The organism is uncultured Campylobacter sp. (genome assembly GCF_937973075.1).
Classification (GTDB): Bacteria; Campylobacterota; Campylobacteria; order Campylobacterales; family Campylobacteraceae; genus Campylobacter_B.
Genome location: NZ_CALBWL010000054.1, coordinates 1 through 23224, shown reverse-complemented (window position 1 = coordinate 23224; position 23224 = coordinate 1). Strand labels below are relative to the sequence as shown.

Genomic DNA, 23224 nt, shown 5'->3' with positions numbered 1-23224 from the left:
AAAATATAGTATGGATTTTTGCTTTTATGCTTAACGATAATTCTTCTTGTCTATTTGATAATAAAACAACTTTATCTATTAAGTCTGACTGAACATCATGGTATATTTTTGGAACCTTATCGTGAAAAGAGCTAATTTTACTAATGCACTCTATTCCGTACCATATTAACATCTCACTATTACTCGTCATAAAATCTTCAGCTATCGATTTGGCATAATCTATTAGCTTTTTAATTTTATCATTATCTGTATTAAGCCTAGAAATCCCCCAGCTATAACTAAAATGTGTTGAACTAGTTGTATTAAAGTTTGGACTTAATAAATTTGCAAGTACAGACTCAAAAAATAAATTTATTTTTACTTCATTCTCTGGATTTTTATATACATCGTCTTTAAAAAAATCTATACACTCATATATACTTTCTAAATTTTTATTATCAATTGGGGAAAATATCTTTGAAAGTATGCTCGCAAGTGAATGATTACTATAATACGACTTTGGTTTTTCTAGAGAGTGCTCCGATAATAATAATTTTAAGATATCTATCATTTTTATATCTTGCGATATATATTTTGAAAGCAGATATATAAAGTTATTGAAAAGCGGAAAAATTTCATCAAAGCCTATTTTTTCATCTTTAAGACAATCTCGCATATATACAAAACATATATTTGGAATAGTTGCTATCAGTGGAACAACGGCCTCAATGTGCTCTTTCGAAAATTTTCTACCTTTTATCCACCCACTAACTAATTTTTTAAAGAAATATAAAATATCCTCATTTGAGTTGTTTTTATAAATTCCATGAGATAAATTTTTTATGGATCGTTTTGGATTATTTAGTATAAATTGTTCTAGTCGTGCAAAATCCGGCCTATTGCTCAAATAATCGGCTAGAATGATATCCCCCACAATATCGGGGTTAAACCTATACTTTTGGTTGACTAGTCTTAAAATACCGACCTTTTCTAGTTCAGATAGTCCATCTTTTATTTCTTTAGGTTCTTTTCCATCGAGCGCAAATGGCGAAAGCATAGCCAAATCCAACAAGAAATCATTTGAACTTATAGACATACTTTTTAAAATATTCTCCGCTTCCACTTTTATCCTTTTTGCAAATCCCTCCAGGCTATCAAAGTCTTTTTTTATTGCGTTTATTATCAAGTATGGGTTATTATTAAACTCTATACACAATTTTATAATTTTTTCATCATCTGATATACTTAGCATCTCCATAATGTCTTTAATTTCATTATCTTTCCATGATATCTCTAGTTGTTGCCATTTGATTTGTCTATTGTAAATTTCAAATTGCCTTTTAGCATCATCTTTGAAATTTGTTCTAAAAGATATTAAAAATTTGCAGTCCTGCATTGTTTTTGATAACTCTAAGATGCCGCCTAAAGCCTCATGATTTCTATCAATATCATCATATACAATTAGATATTTTTCACTTTTATTTAATTTTTCTATATAGTTTAGAAAATTCTTACTTTTTATGATAACAGGCTTAAGATCTATAGAATTTTTACAACATTCTCTTAAAAAATGCGATTTACCAACGCCTCCAAAGCCATAAACTGCCAATATTTGATTGGAAGAAGTTAAAAAATTATTGAAGTTATTACTAAATTTATCATAATTAATTTCCTCTAGGCTTTTTTCTACTTTAACAAAATAGTTCTCATAATCAAAAGTAAGTGGCGTATATTCCATACACGCTTGTAGAATGTCATATATTGATGATGCTATACTGTCATCTGCTTTTGCTTTTTGAAGAATATCTTCTATACCCAAAATATCGTCATTATTGATACCGTATTTGCGTAGTGTTTCTTCTTGAAAATTTGATTTTTTTAATATGTAAAAAAATTTTAATTGATACTCTTTTTTATCATTACTTCTAAATTTCTCAACAGTATCTTCGAGTTTTTTATTATCTAGATTGCTTGTTACTTGAATAACTATTTTGTTTGTGTCATCATACAAGTCTATTGCTGGGTAGTTTTTTGTATATTCATTTGCATTCTTTAGTTTCCAATTAAAAGCTGCATTTAAAATTTTTACAAAGATGTCCTCGTAAATTTTATTTATATCGTATAGCGAAATGGAATTTAGATTTTCAATATTGTGTTGCAACTCATTAAAATATTTCGTTATTTCGTATATTTTAATTTGCATAAACTGCTCCTTGATATACTTATATTCGTACAAAATTATATTGTTTTATTCATAAATTTGGACATATTAATTTTTATGTACTTTCTGACTTATTTGCACCCAGTTAAAACCATAATCTAACTACCACACTATCAAGCTTGTCAATATATATGTCCTTACCAAAGACTACATGGACGCAAACGCACAATCACAGGCAAAATAATTTAAGGAATGAAATGGATTTTACTACACAGACAAAATTTATACGCCAAAAATTTAATAAGAAAGCCCTACAAAAAGATTCTATTGAGTATGACCAAATTTATTAAACAAGTATCAAATAAACTGGCACACAGAGCATTAATCAAATTTCGTAGCGATAAATTTTGCCGAAATTTTCATCCAGAGTGTAGCTAAACTCGCCGCCTGCGTAATAGATTGTCTCGCCGTTCTCCAGCTCGAAGCGCTGATACACGCGCAGCACGACCTCGTTTTCGCTGATGCCTTGGACATGGATAAAAATATCGCTCTTTCTACCCGCAGTCATCGCCATTTGGTAGAGCTGATTAAATAGCGCATATTCCGGATCTTTCTCGGCATCCTCTTGAGATAAAAAGCCTTCCAGCACGCCCAGCATCTCCGCGCGAAATTCCGTCCTAGCGCGCGCATAGGCGTTTTGGATATTTTCGATCTGGTTGGTATCGAGTAAATTTAAAAGCGAATGTTTGCCCACGTAAAGCGTCGCGCTCGATGTGATTTTGCCGTCCTTGTCGGTCACTAGTCGCAGAGCTTTCTCTACGCGCCACAAGGTCTCTTTTAGTTCGAGCCCGCTTTCAATTTCAATTTTCATCATAGATCCTTTATCAAGAATGCGGAATTTTAGCGCGAAATTTTAAATTTTAAAGACAAACTTCGCGATCAGATACGCCATATACAGCATCAAAACTCCCACGAGCGCGTCGATTATGCGCCATGCTCTGCTACTTGCAAAAAGCTTCGAAAGCGCCCCTGAGCCATATCCCAAGCCGAAAAACCACGCAAACGATACGAACATAACTCCCGCGTAAAACCACGGCTTTTGGGCATCCGCGATCGTAGTGCCGAGTGAGCCCACGACCACGACGGTATCTAAATACACGTGCGGATTTAGAAGCGTCACCGCAAGAGCTTTGGCTACGACGGGCGCCAGCGGGCTATTTGCCGAGTTTTGAATCTTGGCAAAATGCGAGCCCTTATAGGCGCTAAAAAACGAGCTTAGCGCGTAGCAGAGCAGAAATATGACCCCGCCTATGCCTAAAATTTGGGTAAAAAACGAGCCTTGCTTAAGAGCGCCGCCGATTAAAAATATCCCTACGGCCGTAAATACGGCATCGCTTAGCGCACAGACCGTGCAAACTGCCGCAACATGGTTTTTCGCAAGACCTTGGGAGATGACGAAGATATTTTGCGCGCCGATCGCGACGATGAGCGAGAGCATCAGTGCAGCTCCTTGCAAGAAAATTCCGATCGGTAAGGAGTTCAAGACTGCACCTACCTACTTATTTTTACTTTCGCAGGCGGAGCTTTGCATCGCCGTATCGGTAGTATCGGAGCCGTCTGCCGCCGCACTTTCGGGCGCAGCGTCAGGCTCATTATCGCCCGTGAGAATTTTAGGCGCGGAATTCTCGGCACCTATGAAATTTTCGCCTGCGCAGGTGCTATTTGAGGAAGCGGCATCATTCGGCGCGGCGGGGCTTTGTTCGTTTAAATTTGAAGCGCCCTCTAAATTCTGCGCGCTGTTTAAATCAGCGGCGCCATTAGAATTTTGCGCGGCGAAATTTTGCGCCACGCCGAAATTCTGCACGCCTAAATTTTGTGCGCCGCAGGAATTTTCGCTGGAATTTTGCGAAGCGGAATTTTCATCGCGGAGGTTTTTAGTTTTAAAATTTCTACCGCTACCCGCGCTTCTTTTAGAACCCTTAGCGCCCTTGTGAGTCTTTGGAGCGACTTGCTCTTCCTCAGGGCTTTGCGAAAGACCCACTTTTTCGCGCAAAATTTTACTCAGCTCGTAGATCGAAATTTCAAACGAGCCCGGCAGTGTGGCCTCCGTGTCGCTGTAAAATCGCAAAAAATTAAAGCGGTCCTGTGCCTGCGGCGCTTTTTTGAATACAAAATTTAAAAGCTCCGTTTTGTTTCTGCCTGCGGCGAAGGTTTTTGTGCCTAAATTTGCTATATCTTTGTATTCGAAGCTCTCGGAATTTGCCCCACGCACGATCGTAAAAGCATCCTCGCCGATCTGCAAATAATTTTTCGCGCCGAGTCTGAGCGCGCAAAAAAACGCGCAAAATGCCGCCACTACGGAAGCGAAAAGCGCCGCACCGCCAAAGCCCGCGTGGTAGCAATATCCGCTAGCGAGCGCCAAAATCGCCGATCCCGCCAGCGTCATCGCTACGGGCTTTTTATTCTCTTTTACTATCATCTTCCCTGCTTAATCATCTGTCTTATATACTCGTAAATTTTAAAATTTAGCGCATCCATTACCGAGTCTTTAGAGCCCGGATTTTTGATGCTTTGGTAGTTGAGGTTCGTTACGTAGTCCTTCCACGCACCCTTGTTTTTAACGCTTATGTAGAGGCTAATCTGCGAGTCGTAGAAGTAGTCTCTGTAATAATCGTCGTCGTCCCAAGGATCGTATCCGAACGGCATCCCCCAGCCTACGCCCACGCCCGTATATCTATAATACCTGCCAAAGCCCATACCGAAGCTAAATCTCGGATTATCCCACGATCTACGCGAAAAATCCGCCTTGCGGAAGTAATTGAGATTGCCACCGATTTGGACGTTCGCCGCACTTTTATTATTTACGACCTTAAATCCGTCCGCACGCAGATGCTGGATCACTACTTGGGTTAAATTCGAATCCGTCGTCGAGGTGTTGGTAAAATTTACGCTTATGAGCTTATCCTGCGGAAATTCCATAATGTGAAGCGGCTCGGAAGTGCGCACGATACCGCTATTTACGGGCACATTTTTAGAGCAGCCCGTAAAAATCAAAAACGCCGAAATGACCAAAAAAAGTGAAATTTTATTTTTCAAGACGGATCCTTTCGCTTAAGATTTCAAATCTTAAATTTGAGTGATTGTAGCATAAATTTAAAATTTTAATGTCAGCAAGAAGCGATTTTTTGAAATAATCTAGTGGCGAAAGGGCAAGAGTGGAATTATTAAATAAAATTTTGCGCCGAGCGACCGCTAAATTTAAAGCCGTCGCTCGGTTGAAATTTCTGCGAAAAGAGGCGGAATTTTAAACCAAAGGCGTTTAAAATTCCACAATCTTATAGGCTCACGCCGCGCGTAAGTACGCGCTTGCGATAAACCTCCGAAACTCTGCTCGCGTCGCCCACGATTAGAGCGTTCGTGCAGCAGATCGCCGCACACATCGGAACCTTACCCTCTGCGATGCGGTTTTGGCCGTATTTATGTAGCTCTTCGTGCGAAAACGTAGGCTCCGGTCCACCCGCGCACATAGTGCATTTATCCATCGCGCCTTTAATACCGAAAGCTCCGTCTCTAGGGAATTGCGGAGCGCCGAACGGACACGCGTAGAGGCAATATCCGCAGCCGATACATTTATCTTTGTCGTGCAAAACGACGCCGTCGGTTCTGATATAGAAGCATTGAACCGGGCAAACCTGCGCACAAGGCGCATCGGTGCAGTGCTGGCAAGCGATAGAGCTTGAAACCTCCTGCCCCTCTATGCCCTCGTTTAAAGTGATAACCTTGCGCCTATTTATCTGCACGGGAACCTCGTGCGCCGAGCTGCAGGCTACCTGGCAACCATAGCAAGCGATGCAACGCTCGACATCGACGTAAAATTTTAATCTTGCCGGCATTTTATCTCCTTATGCTCTTTCTAGTCTGCAAAGACCGGCGTTAAATTCCGAAATTTGCGTATTTATGTCAAAGCCGTAGTTCGTAATCGTATTTGAGCTCTCGCCTCTGATATATGGCTTAGTGCCCTCAGGATAGCGCTCGCTTAGATCCTCGCCCTGGAAAATTCCCGCGAAGTTATACGGCATAACAATACGATCAGGCGTTACGGCGTGCGAATAGATGCACTTGACTTTGATCTTCGTGCCTTGCGGCGAATGAATCCACATCATCTCGCCATCTTTGATACCTTTATCAGCGGCAAGCTTAGGATTTACGTGCGCAAACATTTCCGGAGTAATCGCCGAAAGATACTTGCTCGTTCGCTCTATCATACCTGCACCGCTTAAATTTACGAGCCTTAGCGAGCTTACGATAGTAGGGAAATCCTTGCTCCAATCCTGCTTTTTCTGCTCGGAAATAAATCTCGTAAAGACGCGGAAATTTCGTTTTTGATCCGCAAAGGTCGGATATTTCTCCACTAAATCCCATCTAGGCGAGTGGATCGGTTCGCGATGCTTTGGAATTTGATCCGCAAACTGCCAAACCTTCGCTCTTGCTCTTGCGTTTCCGCAAGGGCAAATTCCAAACTCGCGGCATTTTTTAGCGATAATGCCGCTATAATCTGTGCTCCACGTAGGCCCCATCTTGGCTTTTTCATCCTCGCTTAGCGTAATGCCTAAAACCTGCTCTATATTTGCTTTTGTAATCTCTGCATGACCGCCTTGAATTTTTGATCCCGGAAGTGTAATGCTCTCGTCGGCTAGCTGCGAAACGCCGTCGTGCTCTAAGCCGAAGCGGTTTCTAAATCCCATACCGCCGTCGGCATAAGGCTTAGTTACGTCGTAAAGAATCGGCGTGCCCGGGTGTTGCGTATCCCAGCAAGGCCATGGAAGCCCGTAATATTCGCCCTCGACCTCGCCACCTATGCCGCGCAAAGTATCGGGATCAAATAGATGCCAGTTCTTCTGCTGTCTGCGAAATCTAGCTGCGGTGCGTCCGTTATTACCAATGCTTTGAGTATTGCGTGCAATCTCATCAGTAGCGTCGTCAGGCCAAACAAAATCGTCTTTAACCTGCTTAAGCTCGCCATCAACGATGCCCATCTTCATGCCGCGAATATATTCGTCGTAAAAGCCGAATTTTTTCGCGAATAGAAACATTACTTCTTGATCCTCTTTGCTCTCAAATAGAGGCTTAACGATCTGAGTTCTCCACTGACCGCTGCGGTTTGTAGCGCTTAGATGACCTTCACTTTCAAACTGCGTAGCTACCGGCAAAACATAAATTCCATCCGGTCTATCGTTTAGAATCGCCACTTCGTTTAAAAATGGCTCGGCGACTACCAGCATATCGATCTTACCTAACGCTTCTTGAGTCTCGCGAACATGAGCCATAGAAGTAATTCCTGTGCCTTGCACCCAAAGGACGCGGACGTTACCACTACTCAAAACGGGCTCGTTTTTCAAAACGCCCTGCCACCATTTAGATAGCGAAAAACCCTTTTCGTTGCGCCAGTTTATCACATCTTGCTCGATGCTCGGATCGTAGTGAAAATACTCGGTAAAATTCGTACCAGGCACTTTTTCACCCTGCTTTTCGTGCGGCTGCTTAGTAGAGACGGCAAATCTTTTAATAAACTGCTCGTAATCTACGCCCCAGCCCTTGCAGAAGTGCTTCCAAGCGTTATCGGCTAACCCGTAATACGCAGGCAAGCTATCGGAGAGATTGCACATATCGGTAGCGCCTTGAACATTATCGTGACCTCTAAGGATGTTGCAGCCGCCGCCAGGCTTGCCCATATTGCCTAGTATGAGCTGTAAAAGAGCCAAAATTCTAGTATTCGAGCTACCGATCGAGTGCTGCGTGATACCGAGCGCCCAGCACAAAGTAGCGGGCTTTGTGGTAGCAAACATCCTCGTAAATTCTATCAGCTCCTCTTCTTTGCAGCCGGTGACATTGGCTACCTCTTTCGGATCCCACTTCTCAGCCTCCGCCTTGATCTCCTCTACAGCGTAGGTTCTGGTTTTTATTAGCTCTTTGTCCTCCCAGCCGTTTTTAAAGATTAGATGCAGCATTCCGTACACAAACGCTATATCAGTTCCCGGACGAATTCTAATATACATATCGGCCTTAGCCGCAGTTCTAGTAAAATTTGGATCGACGACGACGATTTTTGCGCCATTTCTATCGCGAGCTTGAAGAGCATGCTTCATAGCCCCTACGGGATTTGCAACCGCAGAATTCGCACCTATGAAAAGGATCATTTTAGAATTTTTCGCCATATCGCCTACGTGATTTGTCATAGCTCCATAACCCCAAGTATTCGCCACACCGGCGACTGTTGCGCTATGTCAAATTCTGGCTACGTGGTCGTTGCTGTTTGTACCCCAAAAGGCTGCAAATTTTCTAAAATAATATGCTTGCTCGTTGCAAAATTTAGCCGAACCCAGAAATACCACACTATCTGGACCGTCCTCTTTGCGGACTTGAAGCATTTTATCGCCGATTTCGTTAACGGCTTGCTCCCAACTTATGCGCTCCCACTTGCCGCCAACCTTTTTGAGCGGATATTTAAGACGCATTTTAGATTTGGTTAGATCGATTTGATCGATTCCCTTACAGCAGTGGCTACCTTGCGAGATCGGGTGATCTACTGCCATATCTTGGCGAATCCAGGTATTGGTGCTCTCATCCACTTGAGCCTCGATACCGCAGCCTACGGAACAGATCGAACATATCGTTCGCTTCATAACGGAACCTGGAAATGGGTTTTTGATCTCTTGCTCAGTAGCGGCTCTTAGCGTATTATTTTCGCCAAATGCAGCTACGCTGCTCGCTCCTAAAGCGGCGAGTTTCAAAAACGATCTCCTTCCGATCGCATTCTCACTCATGAAAATTCTCCTAGTAAGCTACTTTATAGTATTTTTTCCACGCTTCACTCTCCCAGTAAAGCACCTCTTTTTTCGGTGATTTGCCACGAACGGTATCGCCATAGTCCTGCTCATTTTTTGCTAGAGCCTGAGATGCAGCAATACCCACAGCGCCTACTGCGCCGATTTTTAGAGATTTTTTAAGAAAATCCCTGCGTTTGTTCTCCATGGTTTTCCTTTGTGAAGAAATCGCTTTAAATCTTTTATTGTAGTAACGCCTGTTACAGGATTTAAGTCTAATGAATTATAACGAAAAGGCAGTGAGATGGAAATTAAATTTTAAGTTACTTTTTAAATTTTATTTAAAATTCAAAATATAAAGTTCTAACTAAAAAACTACTCGCAAAATTCGAGCTTGCAAGTTTAAAATTTAACCGAAATTCTGCTTTTACGTTAAGATTTTGGTTAAAAATTTTATTTATCAATCCAGATCAAAAATATCTTCCGGATTGGTAAATTTATTTTGATAGCCACCTTTTTTGATCGCTTCTTTAACGACGCTGCGATCTTTCTTTTGCGGAGCGGCAAGCGCTAAAAGCGAGCGTTCAAGCGCAAAAAAGCTTCTCATTAGTGCGCCTAATGATTTGAAAAAATCCGCCCGCACATGCCCGCACAAAAGCTCGCTAAACTCATCCACAAAGCTGTTGGTGACATTCGTAAAAAGCTCTAACGCCAGCGTTTCGCCACCTTGCGCACCGATGAAATTTTTAGCGTATTGCGAGTTCGCAGCATTTTTGCCATCCTGCGAGTCCGTAAAATTTTTACCGCCATGCAAACCTGCAGAATTTTTTCCGTCTTGCGCCGTCAAGCTCGCGCTATTCGTAAAATTTTGCTCGTTTGCCACGGAATTTTGTCCGTTTAAAACTGCGCTGTGTTTTGCAGCCGCGTCGCGAAGTAGGGTTGAATGCAGGTAAAAAATAAATCCCACATAGTCCTCGCACTCTTTGCAAAGCTCCATATTGCGGCGAAATTTACTCTTTTTTAGCACGTCGATTACTGCGACACGCATACGCCCGTCGTCGCGTCCTTCGTCGTAGAAGCTCGCACTCATCGGCACATTGGCGTATGAAAAATCAAAAAGTACGGAATTTTGCTCGCTTTTAAACGCCGCAAAGTCGAATTTCGCTAAATTTTGAAATTCCGCCTCATCGCTAGACACGATGGGCGAGCTACGTAAAAACTCCAGTTGCTGCTGCCAGCGCTTAAATTTCGCGTCCGTTTCATAGAAAAAAAACGGAATTGCAAAAAATTCGTAGTAGTAGCTTCTTGCTTTAATTAAATTTACATCCATTACATCGCCCCTTTTCTAGCATCTTCTATCTGCTTTTTTATCATTATTTTCGCTTTGCAATCGCCGCAGCAAAAAAGTGTCTTCATCTTTTCAGGCTCGTTTGCAAAATGCGCGCCCATCATATCCGCGATCTTCATCACGGCTTTGCTCGTCGCAAATTCCTTACCGCACTCGATACACTTAAAAAGCTCGTCTTTAGCTAGCATTTTGTAATTAAAAAATCCAGGCTCAAGTTCCACGCCGCAAGGCTTAAGCTCGATCGTATCCTTTTCGGCGCAGCTTAACACGCAGTAGTTGCACATCGTGCAAAGCGAAGCGTTGAGCTTAATCGAATTGTCGCTGTTGTCGGCATACAGCGCGCCGGTATTACAGGCGCCCACGCAGCTAAGGCAGAGCGTGCAGCTTGCTTCGTTTATGCTTACTTTGCCAAATTTTAGCAACTCTCCGCTTTTTACAGCGCCGAAGCTGCCCTCGCCAACCATCGCGCTTACGCGTTTTGAGAAAATTTCTTTCTTGCTAAGGCCCTGCTCGTTTAAGCTAAATGCCCACAGCTGAGAGCTTTGCGCCCACTTTAGCGCCTCTTGTAGCTCGATTAAATTTCGCGCTAAAAATACCGCGTCCTTGCCGTAGATCGCGCGCGAAATTCCATTGATAAGCTCCACCGCTTCGCGCGTGCTCTCGCCCACGTCTGCGCCGTAAATGATCACGCTCGAGCCGCTTTCTTGCATCGCGCTTAGCAAATTTGCCTCATCTATTTGCTTGCTTCCAAAAATTCCAAACGGTAACACGCCGCACGGAAGCTGCACTGCAGGTGCGGATGCGATTTCGCTCTCTGCGATGAGAAGCGGAATTTTGCCTGCATAGAGCTTTGCGATCTCGCCAAATACTCTTTGGGGCAGCTTGGCAAATTTCAGCGCGCCGCTAGGGCAGACGCTTACGCACGCGCCGCAGCCGATGCAGTCGATATGCGAAAACATGAGCTCGCGCTTTTCGTCGTTTTTCAAAATCGCCACTGTAGGGCAAACCTCCACGCACGGCGCGCGCAGCTCATTTCGCCTGCCTTGATACTGACAGATCGCAGGATCAAAGATCGTGGAATTCTTATAATGATAAACCGGGCTTTTGGAATTTAAAATTTCTAAAATTTCATCGTCTTTTAGCCCCGAGATCTCGTAGCAGCCGCTTTGTCGTAGCTGATAGGGCGCTGCGCCGCTAATCAAGAAAAAATCCGCCTCGGTCTCAACCTCATCCCGCTCGCTTAAAATCGTAACCGCAAGATCACCAATCTCGCCGTAGACGAACTTTATCTCAGCCCTGCTTAACGCGATCACCTTAAATCCATGCTGCCTAAGTAGCCCCACAAGCTCCTCTCGCGGCTCATCACAGGCAAGAATTACGTTTTTGCCGACGGGCTTTTGATAGTCGCTATCTAGCGCGCCGTCGAAGGCGATATCCTTGGCGCGATACAAAATATCTACGTTTTTAGCGATTTGTAGCGGCTCATCTGCGGAATTTTCTATATAAAAATTTATCTCGGGCGCATAAATTTGCGCTTTTAATTTCGGCGAATTGGCGACGATAAATTCCTCATTTTTCGCCTCCTCTTCATAGCCGCAAATTTCGATATCGTCGCTTAAGACGACATCTTTTAGCCCCGCGGCGTAAAATCCATGTTCTTTCATAATCTATCCTAAATTGATAATTAGGCGGGTTTTACTCTTATTTTCTAAACAGCTTTTAAATTCTGCACTTAAAGTAAATCGAATTTAAATTAATAATTCTATAGATAAAGCAAAATCAAAGCTTTAAATGATAAAATCGCCTAAATTTTAAGGCATCGGGGTCGCAATGCAACGAATCAAACTACCAAAAATCGACAAAATCGCAAACGCGCAGGAGTTTCAAAACTGCCTCCGCCCGCAAATCATCAAAATCGCGCAAGAGCTCATCGAAGAGGCACGCAGGGAGGCGCTGCAAGGAGGCGAGCTCGCAAGCGAAAGCGAGATCATCGCGCGCATCAAATCGCGCTACGAAAAATTTCAAAATCTAAGCCTTAAGCCGCTCATCAACGCAACCGGCGTCGTGCTGCACACAAACCTCGGCCGCAGCGTCATCAGCGCCGAAATTTTAGCCCGCGCGCAAAAGATCATCACCTCGTATTCAAATTTAGAATACGACCTATCCGAGGGCGCGCGCGGCAACAGATACGACTACATAGCGCTTTTGTGCAGCGAGCTCTTCGGCGCGCAGGACGCGCTCGTGGTCAATAACAACGCCTCGGCGGTATTTTTGGTGCTAAATACCTTCGCGCGCGGACGCGAAGTCGTGGTAAGCCGCGGCGAACTAGTTGAGATCGGCGGGAGCTTTCGGGTAAGCGAAGTGATGTCAAACTCGGGCGCAAAGCTTGTGGAGATCGGCACTACGAACAAAACCAAGCTGGACGATTACGAAGAATCGATCAATGAAAACACGGCGATCTTGATGAAGGTGCACCGCTCAAATTTTAAAATTTCAGGCTTCAGCTCGAGCGTAAGCGCTGCGGAAGTTGCGGCTTTGGCGCGAAAAGCGACTCGTAAAAAAGAGGAATTTTTAGCGCTTAGAGCGGCAAGCTTTAAAAAATTAGCGGATCTTTGCGGCGGCTCGTCGGATACGGCGGGCGAAATTTTAAATTCCGCGGCGAATGATTTAAGCTTAGCGGCAGCTTCTGCGAATGCTCTAAATTTAAATAGCGGCGAGCCGTCCGCAAAGAGCGAGCGTTTTCATGGAGACAGTGCGGGCGACAAGAGCGAAATTTCTAAAATTTACCCCGCAAAATTTAGCATGAAAAAAGAGGACAATTTTAACGAGATCATCGATTATTACGATCTTGGAAGCGGCTACGCGAGCGAACTGGGATTTGGGCTAGGCAAAAGCGAACCATCCATTTTTGAGCTTTTAAAAAGCGGCGTGCGGCTGCTTAGCTTTAGCGGCGACAAGCTTTTCGGCTCCGTGCAGTGCGGCATCATCTTAGGGGATCGCGAGCTTATCGCGCGCCTGCGCAAAAACCAGCTACTGCGAATGCTGCGCGTGGATAAGATCACGCTAAGCCTGCTTGCCGAGACGATCAAGGCGTATATAAATAAAGAATTTCATCTCATCACGACGATAGATCAGATCCATCTGAGCCTGGACGAGCTGCGTGAGCGAGCGGAGCTAGTGCAATCGCGCATCGGCGTAAAATCGCAGATCGTGCCGACCACCACCTTCGTAGGCGGCGGTACGATGCCCGGCGCCTCCTATCCTAGCGTCGCGCTTGCGATACTTGACGGCGCAGATCCGCAGAGCACGCAGGCAAAATTTCGCGCTGCAGGCATAATCGGGCGGATCGAGGATGATAAATTTTTGCTCGATTTCAGATCGATTTTAAAAAGCGACTTGCAAGATTTAATAAAAAAGATCGGAGAAATTTATGAATAGCGTAATCATCGGCACCGCAGGCCATATCGATCACGGAAAGACCGCGTTAATCAAGGCGCTAAACGGCTTTGAGGGAGACCGAATGCCGAGCGAAAAGCAGCGCGGCATCACGATCGATCTTAGTTTTTCGCATCTGCGCTCGGGAGATACCAACGTTGCGTTTATCGACGTTCCTGGTCATGAAAATCTAGAAAAGACGATGATTAGCGGCGCGTATGCCTTCGACGCTGCGATGCTGGTAGTCGCCGCTGACGACGGGCTGATGCCACAAAGCAAAGAGCATATTCAAATTTTATCGCTGCTCGGGGTAAAAAGCGTGATCTTGTGTATCAGCAAGTGCGATCTGGCGGACGACGCGCGCAGATCTGAGGTCGCGACGCAGTGCAGAGAATATATCCTCAAATTTAAGAATTTGCAAATTTTAAACACCTTTTTTATCAGCATAAAAGATCCCGCAAGCATCGCCGAGCTGAAAAACTATCTCTTTAATATCAAGCCCGCGCAGCGCCAAGGAGGCGGCGTGGTGCACTACTACATCGACCGAGTTTTTTCGCTCAAGGGGCTCGGCACCATCGTAACGGGCAGCCTCATTAACGGCGCGATTTCAAAGGGCGAGAAGCTTTATAACTGCGATCTGGGCAAAGCTTTTAACGTCAAAAGCGTGCAGATACACGACGAGGACACGCCACTGGCGCAGGCTCCAAACCGCGTCGCACTAAGTCTTGACGCCAAAACGAGCGAGCTGCAAAAGGGGCAAATCCTAAGCAAAAAGGGGTTTTTCCGCGGCTTTAATGAAGCCGACTGCACCTTTAGCGGCGAAATTTCACACAACCAAGACGTGCTGTTTTGCGTCGGAAGTAAGCAAAGCGCGGCAAAAGCGCTCATTTTAAAAGAACTTCCTAGCGGCGAGAAGCTCGTGAGCTTTAAATTTGACAAAACGATGTTTTTGAAATTCGACGAGCCCTTCGTCTGCTTGGCAAACTCGCGCGTAATCGGCGGCGGACGCGTGCTAAACGCCGTAGTCGAGCCGCTAAAAAAGCAGAGCAAAGCCGTGCTTCTCACCGCTCTTTTGAAGCGAAATTTCACCGAAGCGTTTAAAATTTTAAGCCTCTTTCACAAGCATGGATTCGGGCTATTTTCGGCGTATCAGCGCTTCGGGATGGAGTACGACGAAGCGGTAAAGATCGCGCGCGGCATAGAAGGGACGTATTTTGACGAAGCAAATTTATGCGTTTACGATCTAAGCGCGATCGAGGACGTAAAAAGCCTCATAAAATTTATCGTCTCGAAAAACGACTACGCGATCTTTTCGCCTGCTTCGATCGCTCTAAAGCTCTCGTGGGCCAGCGAAGATCTTGCCGCGCGCGCGCTTGGCGAGCTTGAGCGGAGCGGCATCGTCTCCAAAAAGGGCGGGGTTTACGTAAAATCGGGGGTGGATTTTGACGCGCTCAAACAGAGCTTGGAGAGTAAAATTTTTGATCTCATCAAAAAGGGTGGCATCGCGCCGCTTGCGCCGTATAACGTCTATGACGAGCTGGAGATCGACCGCAGTAGCGGCGATGACGCGCTAAAAAAGCTAACATACGCCAAAAAGGTCGTCCGTCTCGCGCACAATCTCTTCGTCGAGGCCGAAAATTTAGCTCTGGCGATCAAGCGCCTCTACGCGATCATCGAAAAAGAGGGCTTCGTAAACGTCACGAACGCTAAAGAGGAGCTGGGACTTAGCAGAAAATTCGTCATCTGCTACCTCGAATACCTTGATAAGATGGGAAATATCGTGACGATCGACAATAAACGCTATTTGAAAAAGTAAAAATTTAAAATTTTGCACTACAATGCGCGGAATTTTTTGCAAAGGAAAAAAATGAAAAAAGCTATTTTAACTTCAGTTGCGCTCGCAGCAAGCCTAAACGCGGCTTTAAGCGACAGCGAAATTCTATCCATCTACGGCGGCGCGCCTCAAGGCATCGAAATAAAGGTCGCCGAGCGCATCCCGCTTAGCGAGCCAAAGGGCGTTGAGGCGGTCGTTTTAAAAATCTCTCAAGGCAATATGTCGCAAGAGGAGATCATTTTCACTCAAGGCGATCTGATCTTTACCGATATCATCGATCCTAAAAAACGCGTAGTCTATAAGGAGCAGATCAAACAAGACCGCATCGCAGGACAGCTAAGTAAGGTCTTCAAAGCAGAGAGCAAAGACAATATCATCAAGCTAGGGAACGATCCAAAAAAGCCTACGATTTTGATGCTGACAGACGCTTTGTGCCCATTCTGTCGTAAAGAGATGGCAAGAATTGAAGAAACGCTAAAAAATAATAATGTCGATATCGTCATGACCTCCGTTCACGGCGATGACGGCCACGCAAAATCCGCGCTCATCTACAAAGAGATCAAAAATGCTAAAACCGACGAGCAAAAGATAGCGGTTTTTAGAAAATACTACGCTGAAGATAACAAAGCAGGTGCCAAAGACGTAAGCGTTGCCGAGCTAAATGCTGCAAAAGCCCTAGCTACTAAATACTTCAGTGCGGGAGTAAACTCAGTGCCTTACATCATCGAAATGGACAAACTAAAATAATCTAAAAATTTTGCGGAGCGATCCGCAAAATTCTACCTCATCGTCTTAGGCTTAGCGATTTTAATTAATCCGGATTTTATGAAATTTTACACGTGCAAAATTCCAGCAAAATTCTGCATTGTTCCTTATATTGAAAGTAGCATAAAAGCGATAGTGTATGAAATTTAAAAGCGAGAAAATATGCAAGCAAATCCACGGCCGAAATTTTAAAATTTCGCGGCAAAGCCCCGTTAAAATTTAGCCGCAAATTTCATAAAATTTTTGTGTTGCGGCAAAGAGGAATCTATAATCGTGCTTCAAGCTGCCTATCTTGGGCTGCGTCCGATTAAAATCAAAACTCCACGTCAAAAGCGGCTCTTGCCAGGCTATTTTTGCTCTCGCTTAGCTCGTACGATGCGCTGAGCCCGACGCTTTGAAGGATCTTATATTTCAGTCCGATCGCGCCGTTAAATACGCCGCTAGAATAATCAAGCCCCTCGACGTCGTATCTGTCCGAATACTTTCTGCTCGCATGATACGAATCGCCACTAAATCGATGCTCGTACTCCGCATTTGCGAATATCTGCAGATCACCAAAAGCCTTGATCGTGTAAATTCCCGCGGTGCCGTTCGGCGCGGTTTTTGAAGCGGAGCTAAATTTAAGCCTGGAGATCGCATCCTCGTTTACCCTAATCACTCCAAGCCCCAAATATGGCTTAATATAGCCGTTTTCAAATAAAAATTTATACCCTGCTCTCGTGCTAAAATCCCAAATTTGCGACTTGTATTTCGCGCCGTGGATAGCGCCGAATCCGTTATTGGTTTCAAATTTATGATCGTTCGTCGAATATGTTAAATTTACCGCCAGATCCACGTTTTCGTTAAAATCGTATCTGCCCGCCAGACCGAGCTCGTAGGATTTGATGTTTTCTTTCACGCCGTCGAATTTACCCTCATACCAAGCGTCCGATTTTTGGTACCCAAAGATCACGCCCAGCGTAAGATCATCCACTCTCTTGGAGGCTCCGAGTAAAATTCCGTCGCTCTTGTGATCGTATTTGACGCCGCCCGAGCGGTCTTTGTAATCCCCGCCGTAGTTTCCGATCGCGCTTACGTTTACGTTAAACTCCTGCCCGTCGGTGTCGGTTAAATTTTTATAAGCAGAATTTCGTGCAAGCTTGGTAAGATCCAGATCGACCTTCGAGCGCGGCATCTCGATGCCTACCCGGTTGCCGCCTCTTGCGACCTGCGAAAACAGGCTGCCGTTTTTAGGCGTGAAGTTATTGATCGCTAGCATCAGGGCTTCAAAATAGGTAGGCAGATCGTCGTATCCACTAGGATAGGCATTTGTATCGGAGGTGATAAATAGATTTGCCGCGTTACGCTCGCGAGATAATCTTATGATCTCATCGTACTGATCGGGTCTTGCGTTATATATGACATGCAAAATTTTAGAGGAATTTGCGGGGTCTTTTTCAAATTCCGAAGTTCTAGGGCGGTAGTGGTTTATATAATCGTCCGCGCTCACCTCTTGCAGCATCCAAACGTCCGCATAAGGGGCTATAGCGTCGCGCACGCCCCAACCGTTGTTTGCCAAAACAAGCATTCCCGGATATTTAGTCTTGATATAATTGTAGATATTAGCCATATAGGCGATAGTTGCGGGATTGTTTTCGGTATTAACCTCGTCGATAAAGTATCCCGCGATATTTTCTCTGCCGTAGAAATTTACGAAATTATCGATATCGGCATAGACTAAATTTAGATTTCTAGTAGAATTTTTGGTATAGGTATAGCCTAAATTTGATATGCCCGCCGCGATATTTCGCTTCATCTGAACAGCGTCTTCTTCTCTTCTGACCAGATATTGCGTAGTTTGATCGCCCGGTATCGCCGCCTCGTATGAACCGAAAGCCACATAAGGAACCAGCGCGCCGCCTATATTGGTAATGCCGTTCCAAAACTCGGCATTTACGCCGCTATTGCCCGTCCAGCGAAACGCAGGCATCATAACACGCTGATTATTAAGCCTGCCCGAATATGAGCCCTTTTTGGCAAAGCCCCTTGCATACTCGAGCTTGATACGAAATGAGTTTTCATATTCGTCGCTCGCGGAGCTATCGCTAGCCGCGTCGCGCCTGCTTAATTTCGCGCCCAGGCTGTCCGCAGCGCTCATTACGTCGGAACGGGAAGTGTTGTTGGAAGGAGATTTTTGCGCGTTTTCATAGCTCCAGGAATTCTGCTCGCTCGCATAGCCGAACCCTGCTGCACCGACAAGCGCAAGAGACACGATTTTTTTCAAAGACTTTAGCATTCTGCACCGCCTCAAATAAAATTACCCAAATTCTTAAATTTCGACAAATTTACGGACGCACTTTAAAAATTAAAAGCTTTGTCGAAATTTAAAAATTTAGCCGCCTTAAGACGGCCAAATTTTAAAGCTTATTTTAATGCCGCTTTTGCCTTCTTCGCGACTGTTGCGAAAGCTTCGGGGTCGTTCATAGCCATATTTGCTAAAATTTTTCTATCAAGCTCGATGCCCGCTTTTCTAAGTCCGTTTATAAATTTAGAATAGCTGATGTCGTTTAACCTGCAAGCTGCATTTATGCGCACTATCCAAAGTCTGCGGAAATCGCGTTTTTTCGCGCGTCTGTCACGGAAAGCGTAAACGAGGCTTCTCTCCAGCTGCTCTTTAGCCTTTCTGAAATGTTTGCGTCTTGCGCTATAAAATCCGCGCGCAAGCTTTAGCACCTTGTTGTGACGGCGGCGTCTAACGATGCCCGTTTTTACTCTTGCCATATTAATCCTTTCTTAATCGGCGTCCCTTTGGGGATCTTGCCCTAAAATCCATGAATTTAGGGGAGTTTGAATGACTTTCGTCAAAAACTAACTTCGCACTATTTGCAAAGCATTTTTTTAACCGCAGATACGTTCGTAGAATCAACGTATTGGGCCTCGCGCAAATTCCTCTTGCGTTTTTGAGACATCTTCGTCAAAATGTGGCTGCGAAACGCCGAGCCTCTTTTGATCTTGTTTTTGCCCGCTTTAAAACGCTTGACGGCACCGCGCACGCTTTTCATCTTTGGCATGGTCGTCCTTTTTTTAAAGTGAACGGGAAGTATATAATAAAGTTTCTTTGAAAAATTTGAATTTTAGCGAAATTTATGAAAATACAAAATACTACATCGAAATTGATATAATTATTACTCATAGCAATATTTTCAGATTTATATCGTTTTTATAAATTTAAGCAATTGGATAAAAGTTTTCCTTTTTAATACAATTAAAACTATAAAACTTACTATTATTAAGCAAAACGCGTAGACGCCGGGCAATATATGAGATATAGCAATAAAGCAAACACCACAAAAAAATTCTACACCAATATTGCAAAAATTTACACTTTTTATAAATTTTTTCAGACCATAACTCAATGCGATATATTTGGCAAAAAGAGATAAAAACAGGCAAAACATTATGATAAATATATCATTGCAAAAATATACAATAAATCCAATAAATACTGAAAATATAATCAAAGAAATTAAATTTATACGAAGCATTTGTCCTTCTTTGCGTAATGCCTTAAAATATGAATTAGTAAGAAGGAGCGTCTTACCTTCGCATAGCAATATCGCAAAAATTATTGGCATATAATTTAAAACGTCCGCATATTTAGGTAACCAAGCGCTCAGTAGAATTTCTACAGGATATGCAAATAGAAATAAAAATACAAATATGATTGATAGTCCATCATCTAAAATTTTAAAAATTTCGTTTTGTTCGCAAGTTTTTTTAGTTCGTAATATCGGGAATAAGATCGCCGAGAATGCATTGATAAAAAATAGAGCAAAATTTAGTAACGACAATATAAGTGAAATTTTACCAAATAAGACGATGCTAAATTTCCATGCAATCATAGATCTTGCAATAAATATCAAAAATATATTGCAAAGCGCAGAGATTGTTAATTTTATACCTATTCGCATATTTTTATATATATAAAATAAGCTATCTGTAAAAGAAGCCATTTTTACTTTAAAAAGATCCCTGCATAAAAAATAAATATAAACAAGCGATATAAATCTGGCAAAAATAAATGAAAATATTAAAAATTTAGCTTTATCGAAATCCACGAAATAAACTGCTGCTATAGATGATAAGACAAAAATTCTTTCTATAAACAAAACGAGTATTGACTTTTTTATCTCATTTACACTTTGCAAAAGATTATATAGAAATGATCTTGGTACTGTGATAGCGCCCGAAATAGCAATATATAAAAATAACCTTTTATCGAACGAAAACGCACAAACCGTAAAAAATATAATTAGGCATTCTATAATATATAAAATCTCCATCGTACAAATTTGAGATTTTAGAGTTCTTTTAGAAATAAATTCATATCGCCTACCGCCGTATCTTAGATATATACCATCAGATAGTCCAAAATGTAAAAATTCTACATAATTGGCAAAAAATATAAATAATTGATAGTATCCAAAGCCTTCTAAAGATAAAAGCTTCGGTAGAACTAAGATCGATACTGCGGATACAAACGCAAAAAATATCTGCGCTAGCGCCATATATGAAATTTTAGATAGCAAATTCCATCCTAAATCGTCTTTTGCATAAATTTAACTATTAAAAGACCTAGCTTTTTTGGTATCCACATCGCGCTAACCGTAAATATCCAAAAAGAAGGGAATTTCTTATAAATTTTATATAAATTGCGAAAGCAGTTTTCGTTCCTAACTGCAGAAAGACCGTTTCGTATCCTAATTATATTGGCGGGATAATAATATATTAAAAGCCTTTTTCTAAAAATTTCAAGCACGAAATCTACGTCAAAATTCTTTTCAATAGTGATTAAGGTATCATTTAGATTTGCACCAAATACTTCTGAAAAATTATATCTTCCACTATTAAACTGCCTTGCTGCATAAATTTTATCAAATACCACGACTTGCTTATCAGACAAAATCGCACAGGCGATATTCCAATAAAGCTGCACGAGATTGTTATTTGCTATCGCGTCTAAATCGATTCTATTAAATAAACTTTTATTTACTATATTAGAAGTTATAAAAGTTAAATTAGTATGGGCTTCTTTTATAAACTCCGCTTTACTATCATCATAAATTTTAAAATTATTAAATTCTTTAAATTCTACCGGCTTAATTTTGTCTATGAAATTTTGTGCCTTTAAATGAATGATACCGAATTTCGAAGAAGAATCTAGTACCCGCATTAAATATTTAATCGTATCATCAAACACTAAATCATCATCGCCGAATATCCATATATATTTTCCGCGCGACAAAGAAATCGCTTTTTTGAAATTATTATCTGGACCAGTATTTTCACTATTTTTTATATATTTTACAAGTCCGAAATCAATATATTTTTTTGCAATATCCGAAGTTTTATCACTGGAAGCATTATCTAAAATTAAAATTTCAATATCTTTTCGCTCGCTTTTATACACGCTTTTGCATAGACTATTTAGACTTTTATCTAAGAATTTTGCTCTATTATAAGTCGGTACTGCAATGCTTAAAAAAATATCCTCAGCCAAAATTTATTCTTTCCTTTTCAAATACCAACGGGCGATTTAATACTTGAGTATAGATCGCACCTATGTATTCGCCTATTATACCGATAAAAAATAAAATTCCAGATGAGACAAATGAAAAAAGTATTATGAGAGGTGCAATGCCTACGTTCATCTCGTCCCAATAAATTAGCTTAAGTATAAAATACACAAGTCCTACTATTATACTTAAAATACCCGTTATCATACCTATAAAGGTTGCAAGCCGAAGTGGTACTTTGGAATTGCAGATTATACCGAGTATCCCCATATCATAAAGCGTGTAGAAGTTGTTTTTGGTAACCCCTTTAATTCTTACCGGTTGATCGTAGGGGATCTTAGCTACCTTATAACCGGCTTCCGCAAGCATTCCTCGAAAAAACGGATACGGATCATGCATCTGTCTAAGAGCCGCGATGACCTTTTTATCAAAAAGTCCAAAGCCGGTAAAATTCTTAAAAATTTCGATCTCAGATAACTTTGATAAAAGCTCGTAATAGCATTCTCTGATTTTAAACATCACGCCGCGTTCCTCGCTGTCACGCTTAATGGCCAAAACCAAGTCGTTGCCCTCTTGCCATTTTTCTATAAACTGCGCAATCATCTCGGGCGGATCTTGCAAATCGGCTACGATAGAGATAACAGCATCTCCGTCTGCACCCAAAAGCGCGTAGGTTGGCGATTTTATATGCCCGAAGTTTCTGGAATTTACGATGATCTTTAAATTTTTATCATCGTTTGCAAGGCGTTTTAAAATTTCAACTGTTCTATCAGTCGAAGCATTATCTATAAATATATGCTCGTAGGCATACTCCGAAAATTCGCCCATAACTTTTTTTACGCGCGCATAGACCTCTTCTACGTTCTCCTCCTCATTAAAGCAGGCGGTAACTATACTGATCTTTTTCATATCATCTCCTAAAGACGAAAAATTTATTTAATAAAAATGATACCGCAGCTAACGGGATCAAAAGCACAAAACCGTTTAGATACATATTTTCAAAGCCAAGCCGCTTAAAAAGCCATAAAAAGAATATGTTTAAAAGATATATTATAACATACACTAAAATAAATTTAAAAATAAGTTTATTATCGTTGCTGCCGAATACCAGTCCGCCTATGGTTTTAAAGTTAAACAATACGCCAAGTATCGTAGAAAGCAACACGGCAAGGGGATAATATAGACCCAGATAGATAAAAAGGGCAAAAAGCCCATATCCAAAGACGGTATTTAGGATACCTACTAAAAGAAAAGAGAATAGCTGGCGTTTAATTGTCATTGATATCTTTCTTATATAAAGATACTGGCTTTTCTATAAATACA

20 protein-coding genes are annotated in these 23224 nt (G+C 42.4%); 3 read left to right on the top strand and 17 right to left on the bottom strand.

The window, feature by feature from the left end; genetic code table 11:
- The 10 genes from Q0274_RS07185 to Q0274_RS07140 form a co-directional block, all read right to left on the bottom strand.
- A partial coding sequence (locus Q0274_RS07185; protein WP_298028530.1) for an SMEK domain-containing protein occupies positions 1–2182 on the bottom strand: 2182 nt, incomplete at its 3' end.
- Between the two features lie 343 nt (positions 2183–2525).
- The gene (locus Q0274_RS07180) at positions 2526–3011 is read right to left on the bottom strand and encodes a hypothetical protein (protein WP_298028529.1); all 486 of its coding nucleotides are present in this window, start codon (positions 3009–3011) and stop codon (positions 2526–2528) included.
- Positions 3012–3053: 42 nt separating this feature from the next.
- Entirely contained in the window at positions 3054–3683 is a 630-nt protein-coding gene (locus tag Q0274_RS07175) for a LysE family transporter (RefSeq protein WP_298028528.1), read from the bottom strand.
- A 274-nt stretch (positions 3684–3957) separates the two neighbouring features.
- Positions 3958–4026 (bottom strand): hypothetical protein, encoded by a 69-nt coding sequence (locus Q0274_RS11120; protein WP_367271918.1) that lies wholly within the window; start codon positions 4024–4026, stop codon positions 3958–3960.
- Between the two features lie 589 nt (positions 4027–4615).
- Positions 4616–5236, bottom strand: coding sequence for a hypothetical protein (locus Q0274_RS07165; protein ID WP_298028526.1), 621 nt, complete (start codon positions 5234–5236; stop codon positions 4616–4618).
- A 239-nt stretch (positions 5237–5475) separates the two neighbouring features.
- On the bottom strand, positions 5476–6033 hold the full coding sequence (gene fdh3B, locus Q0274_RS07160; protein ID WP_005871109.1) for a formate dehydrogenase FDH3 subunit beta: 558 nt from the start codon (positions 6031–6033) through the stop codon (positions 5476–5478).
- Positions 6034–6042: 9 nt separating this feature from the next.
- A complete protein-coding gene (locus Q0274_RS07155; protein ID WP_298028525.1) occupies positions 6043–8964 on the bottom strand; it encodes a formate dehydrogenase subunit alpha in 2922 nt (973 codons plus the stop codon).
- A 10-nt stretch (positions 8965–8974) separates the two neighbouring features.
- Positions 8975–9172, bottom strand: coding sequence for a twin-arginine translocation signal domain-containing protein (locus Q0274_RS07150; RefSeq protein ID WP_298028524.1), 198 nt, complete (start codon positions 9170–9172; stop codon positions 8975–8977).
- Positions 9173–9424: 252 nt separating this feature from the next.
- Positions 9425–10294, bottom strand: a complete 870-nt coding sequence (locus Q0274_RS07145; RefSeq protein WP_298028523.1) for a molecular chaperone TorD family protein — start codon at positions 10292–10294, stop codon at positions 9425–9427.
- Complete coding sequence (locus tag Q0274_RS07140) at positions 10294–11976, bottom strand: 4Fe-4S dicluster domain-containing protein (protein WP_298028522.1); 1683 nt, start codon at positions 11974–11976, stop codon at positions 10294–10296. The genes Q0274_RS07145 and Q0274_RS07140 overlap by 1 nt, the downstream gene beginning before the upstream one ends.
- Positions 11977–12142: 166 nt before the next feature.
- Between Q0274_RS07140 and selA the strand changes: the two genes are divergently transcribed.
- The 3 genes from selA to Q0274_RS07125 are packed head-to-tail and all read left to right on the top strand — an operon-like array spanning position 12143 to position 16328.
- Positions 12143–13750, top strand: coding sequence for an L-seryl-tRNA(Sec) selenium transferase (gene selA, locus Q0274_RS07135; RefSeq protein WP_298028521.1), 1608 nt, complete (start codon positions 12143–12145; stop codon positions 13748–13750).
- A complete protein-coding gene (selB, locus tag Q0274_RS07130) occupies positions 13743–15563 on the top strand; it encodes a selenocysteine-specific translation elongation factor (protein WP_298028520.1) in 1821 nt (606 codons plus the stop codon). The genes selA and selB overlap by 8 nt, the downstream gene beginning before the upstream one ends.
- Positions 15564–15614: 51 nt before the next feature.
- The gene (locus Q0274_RS07125) at positions 15615–16328 is read left to right on the top strand and encodes a histidine kinase (RefSeq protein WP_298028519.1); all 714 of its coding nucleotides are present in this window, start codon (positions 15615–15617) and stop codon (positions 16326–16328) included.
- Between the two features lie 331 nt (positions 16329–16659).
- Here Q0274_RS07125 and Q0274_RS07120 read toward each other — a convergent pair whose 3' ends face one another.
- The 7 genes from Q0274_RS07120 to Q0274_RS07090 all read right to left on the bottom strand — a co-directional run bounded on the left by Q0274_RS07120 (position 16660) and on the right by Q0274_RS07090 (position 23180).
- Positions 16660–18621 carry an autotransporter domain-containing protein gene (locus Q0274_RS07120; protein ID WP_298028518.1) on the bottom strand — a complete coding sequence of 654 codons (1962 nt, stop codon included), beginning with the start codon at positions 18619–18621 and terminating at the stop codon, positions 16660–16662.
- A gap of 128 nt (positions 18622–18749) precedes the next feature.
- Entirely contained in the window at positions 18750–19106 is a 357-nt protein-coding gene (gene rplT / locus Q0274_RS07115; RefSeq protein ID WP_295153159.1) for a 50S ribosomal protein L20, read from the bottom strand.
- Between the two features lie 98 nt (positions 19107–19204).
- Positions 19205–19396 (bottom strand): 50S ribosomal protein L35, encoded by a 192-nt coding sequence (rpmI, locus tag Q0274_RS07110; protein WP_005871089.1) that lies wholly within the window; start codon positions 19394–19396, stop codon positions 19205–19207.
- Between the two features lie 138 nt (positions 19397–19534).
- A complete protein-coding gene (locus Q0274_RS07105; RefSeq protein WP_298028517.1) occupies positions 19535–20914 on the bottom strand; it encodes a hypothetical protein in 1380 nt (459 codons plus the stop codon).
- Between the two features lie 8 nt (positions 20915–20922).
- Positions 20923–21885, bottom strand: coding sequence for a glycosyltransferase family 2 protein (locus Q0274_RS07100; RefSeq protein ID WP_291940089.1), 963 nt, complete (start codon positions 21883–21885; stop codon positions 20923–20925).
- On the bottom strand, positions 21878–22810 hold the full coding sequence (locus Q0274_RS07095; protein WP_298028516.1) for a glycosyltransferase family 2 protein: 933 nt from the start codon (positions 22808–22810) through the stop codon (positions 21878–21880). Before Q0274_RS07095 ends, Q0274_RS07100 begins: the two co-directional genes overlap by 8 nt.
- A 1-nt stretch (position 22811) precedes the next feature.
- Complete coding sequence (locus Q0274_RS07090; protein ID WP_291940093.1) at positions 22812–23180, bottom strand: GtrA family protein; 369 nt, start codon at positions 23178–23180, stop codon at positions 22812–22814.
- Positions 23181–23224 lie beyond the last annotated feature (44 nt).

Bases quoted from the DNA above. Each gene is read 5' to 3' on its own strand.
- Q0274_RS07150 (WP_298028524.1), bottom strand. From the start codon at position 9,172: ATGGAGAACAAACGCAGGGATTTTCTTAAAAAATCTCTAAAAATCGGC.
- Q0274_RS07120 (WP_298028518.1), bottom strand. From the start codon at position 18,621: ATGCTAAAGTCTTTGAAAAAAATCGTGTCTCTTGCGCTTGTCGGTGCA.
- Q0274_RS07090 (WP_291940093.1), bottom strand. From the start codon at position 23,180: ATGACAATTAAACGCCAGCTATTCTCTTTTCTTTTAGTAGGTATCCTA.
- Q0274_RS07125 (WP_298028519.1), top strand. From the start codon at position 15,615: ATGAAAAAAGCTATTTTAACTTCAGTTGCGCTCGCAGCAAGCCTAAAC.
- Q0274_RS07095 (WP_298028516.1), bottom strand. From the start codon at position 22,810: ATGAAAAAGATCAGTATAGTTACCGCCTGCTTTAATGAGGAGGAGAAC.
- Q0274_RS07180 (WP_298028529.1), bottom strand. From the start codon at position 3,011: ATGAAAATTGAAATTGAAAGCGGGCTCGAACTAAAAGAGACCTTGTGG.
- rpmI (WP_005871089.1), bottom strand. From the start codon at position 19,396: ATGCCAAAGATGAAAAGCGTGCGCGGTGCCGTCAAGCGTTTTAAAGCG.
- Q0274_RS07140 (WP_298028522.1), bottom strand. From the start codon at position 11,976: ATGAAAGAACATGGATTTTACGCCGCGGGGCTAAAAGATGTCGTCTTA.
- rplT (WP_295153159.1), bottom strand. From the start codon at position 19,106: ATGGCAAGAGTAAAAACGGGCATCGTTAGACGCCGCCGTCACAACAAG.
- Q0274_RS07145 (WP_298028523.1), bottom strand. From the start codon at position 10,294: ATGGATGTAAATTTAATTAAAGCAAGAAGCTACTACTACGAATTTTTT.
- fdh3B (WP_005871109.1), bottom strand. From the start codon at position 6,033: ATGCCGGCAAGATTAAAATTTTACGTCGATGTCGAGCGTTGCATCGCT.
- selB (WP_298028520.1), top strand. From the start codon at position 13,743: ATGAATAGCGTAATCATCGGCACCGCAGGCCATATCGATCACGGAAAG.
- selA (WP_298028521.1), top strand. From the start codon at position 12,143: ATGCAACGAATCAAACTACCAAAAATCGACAAAATCGCAAACGCGCAG.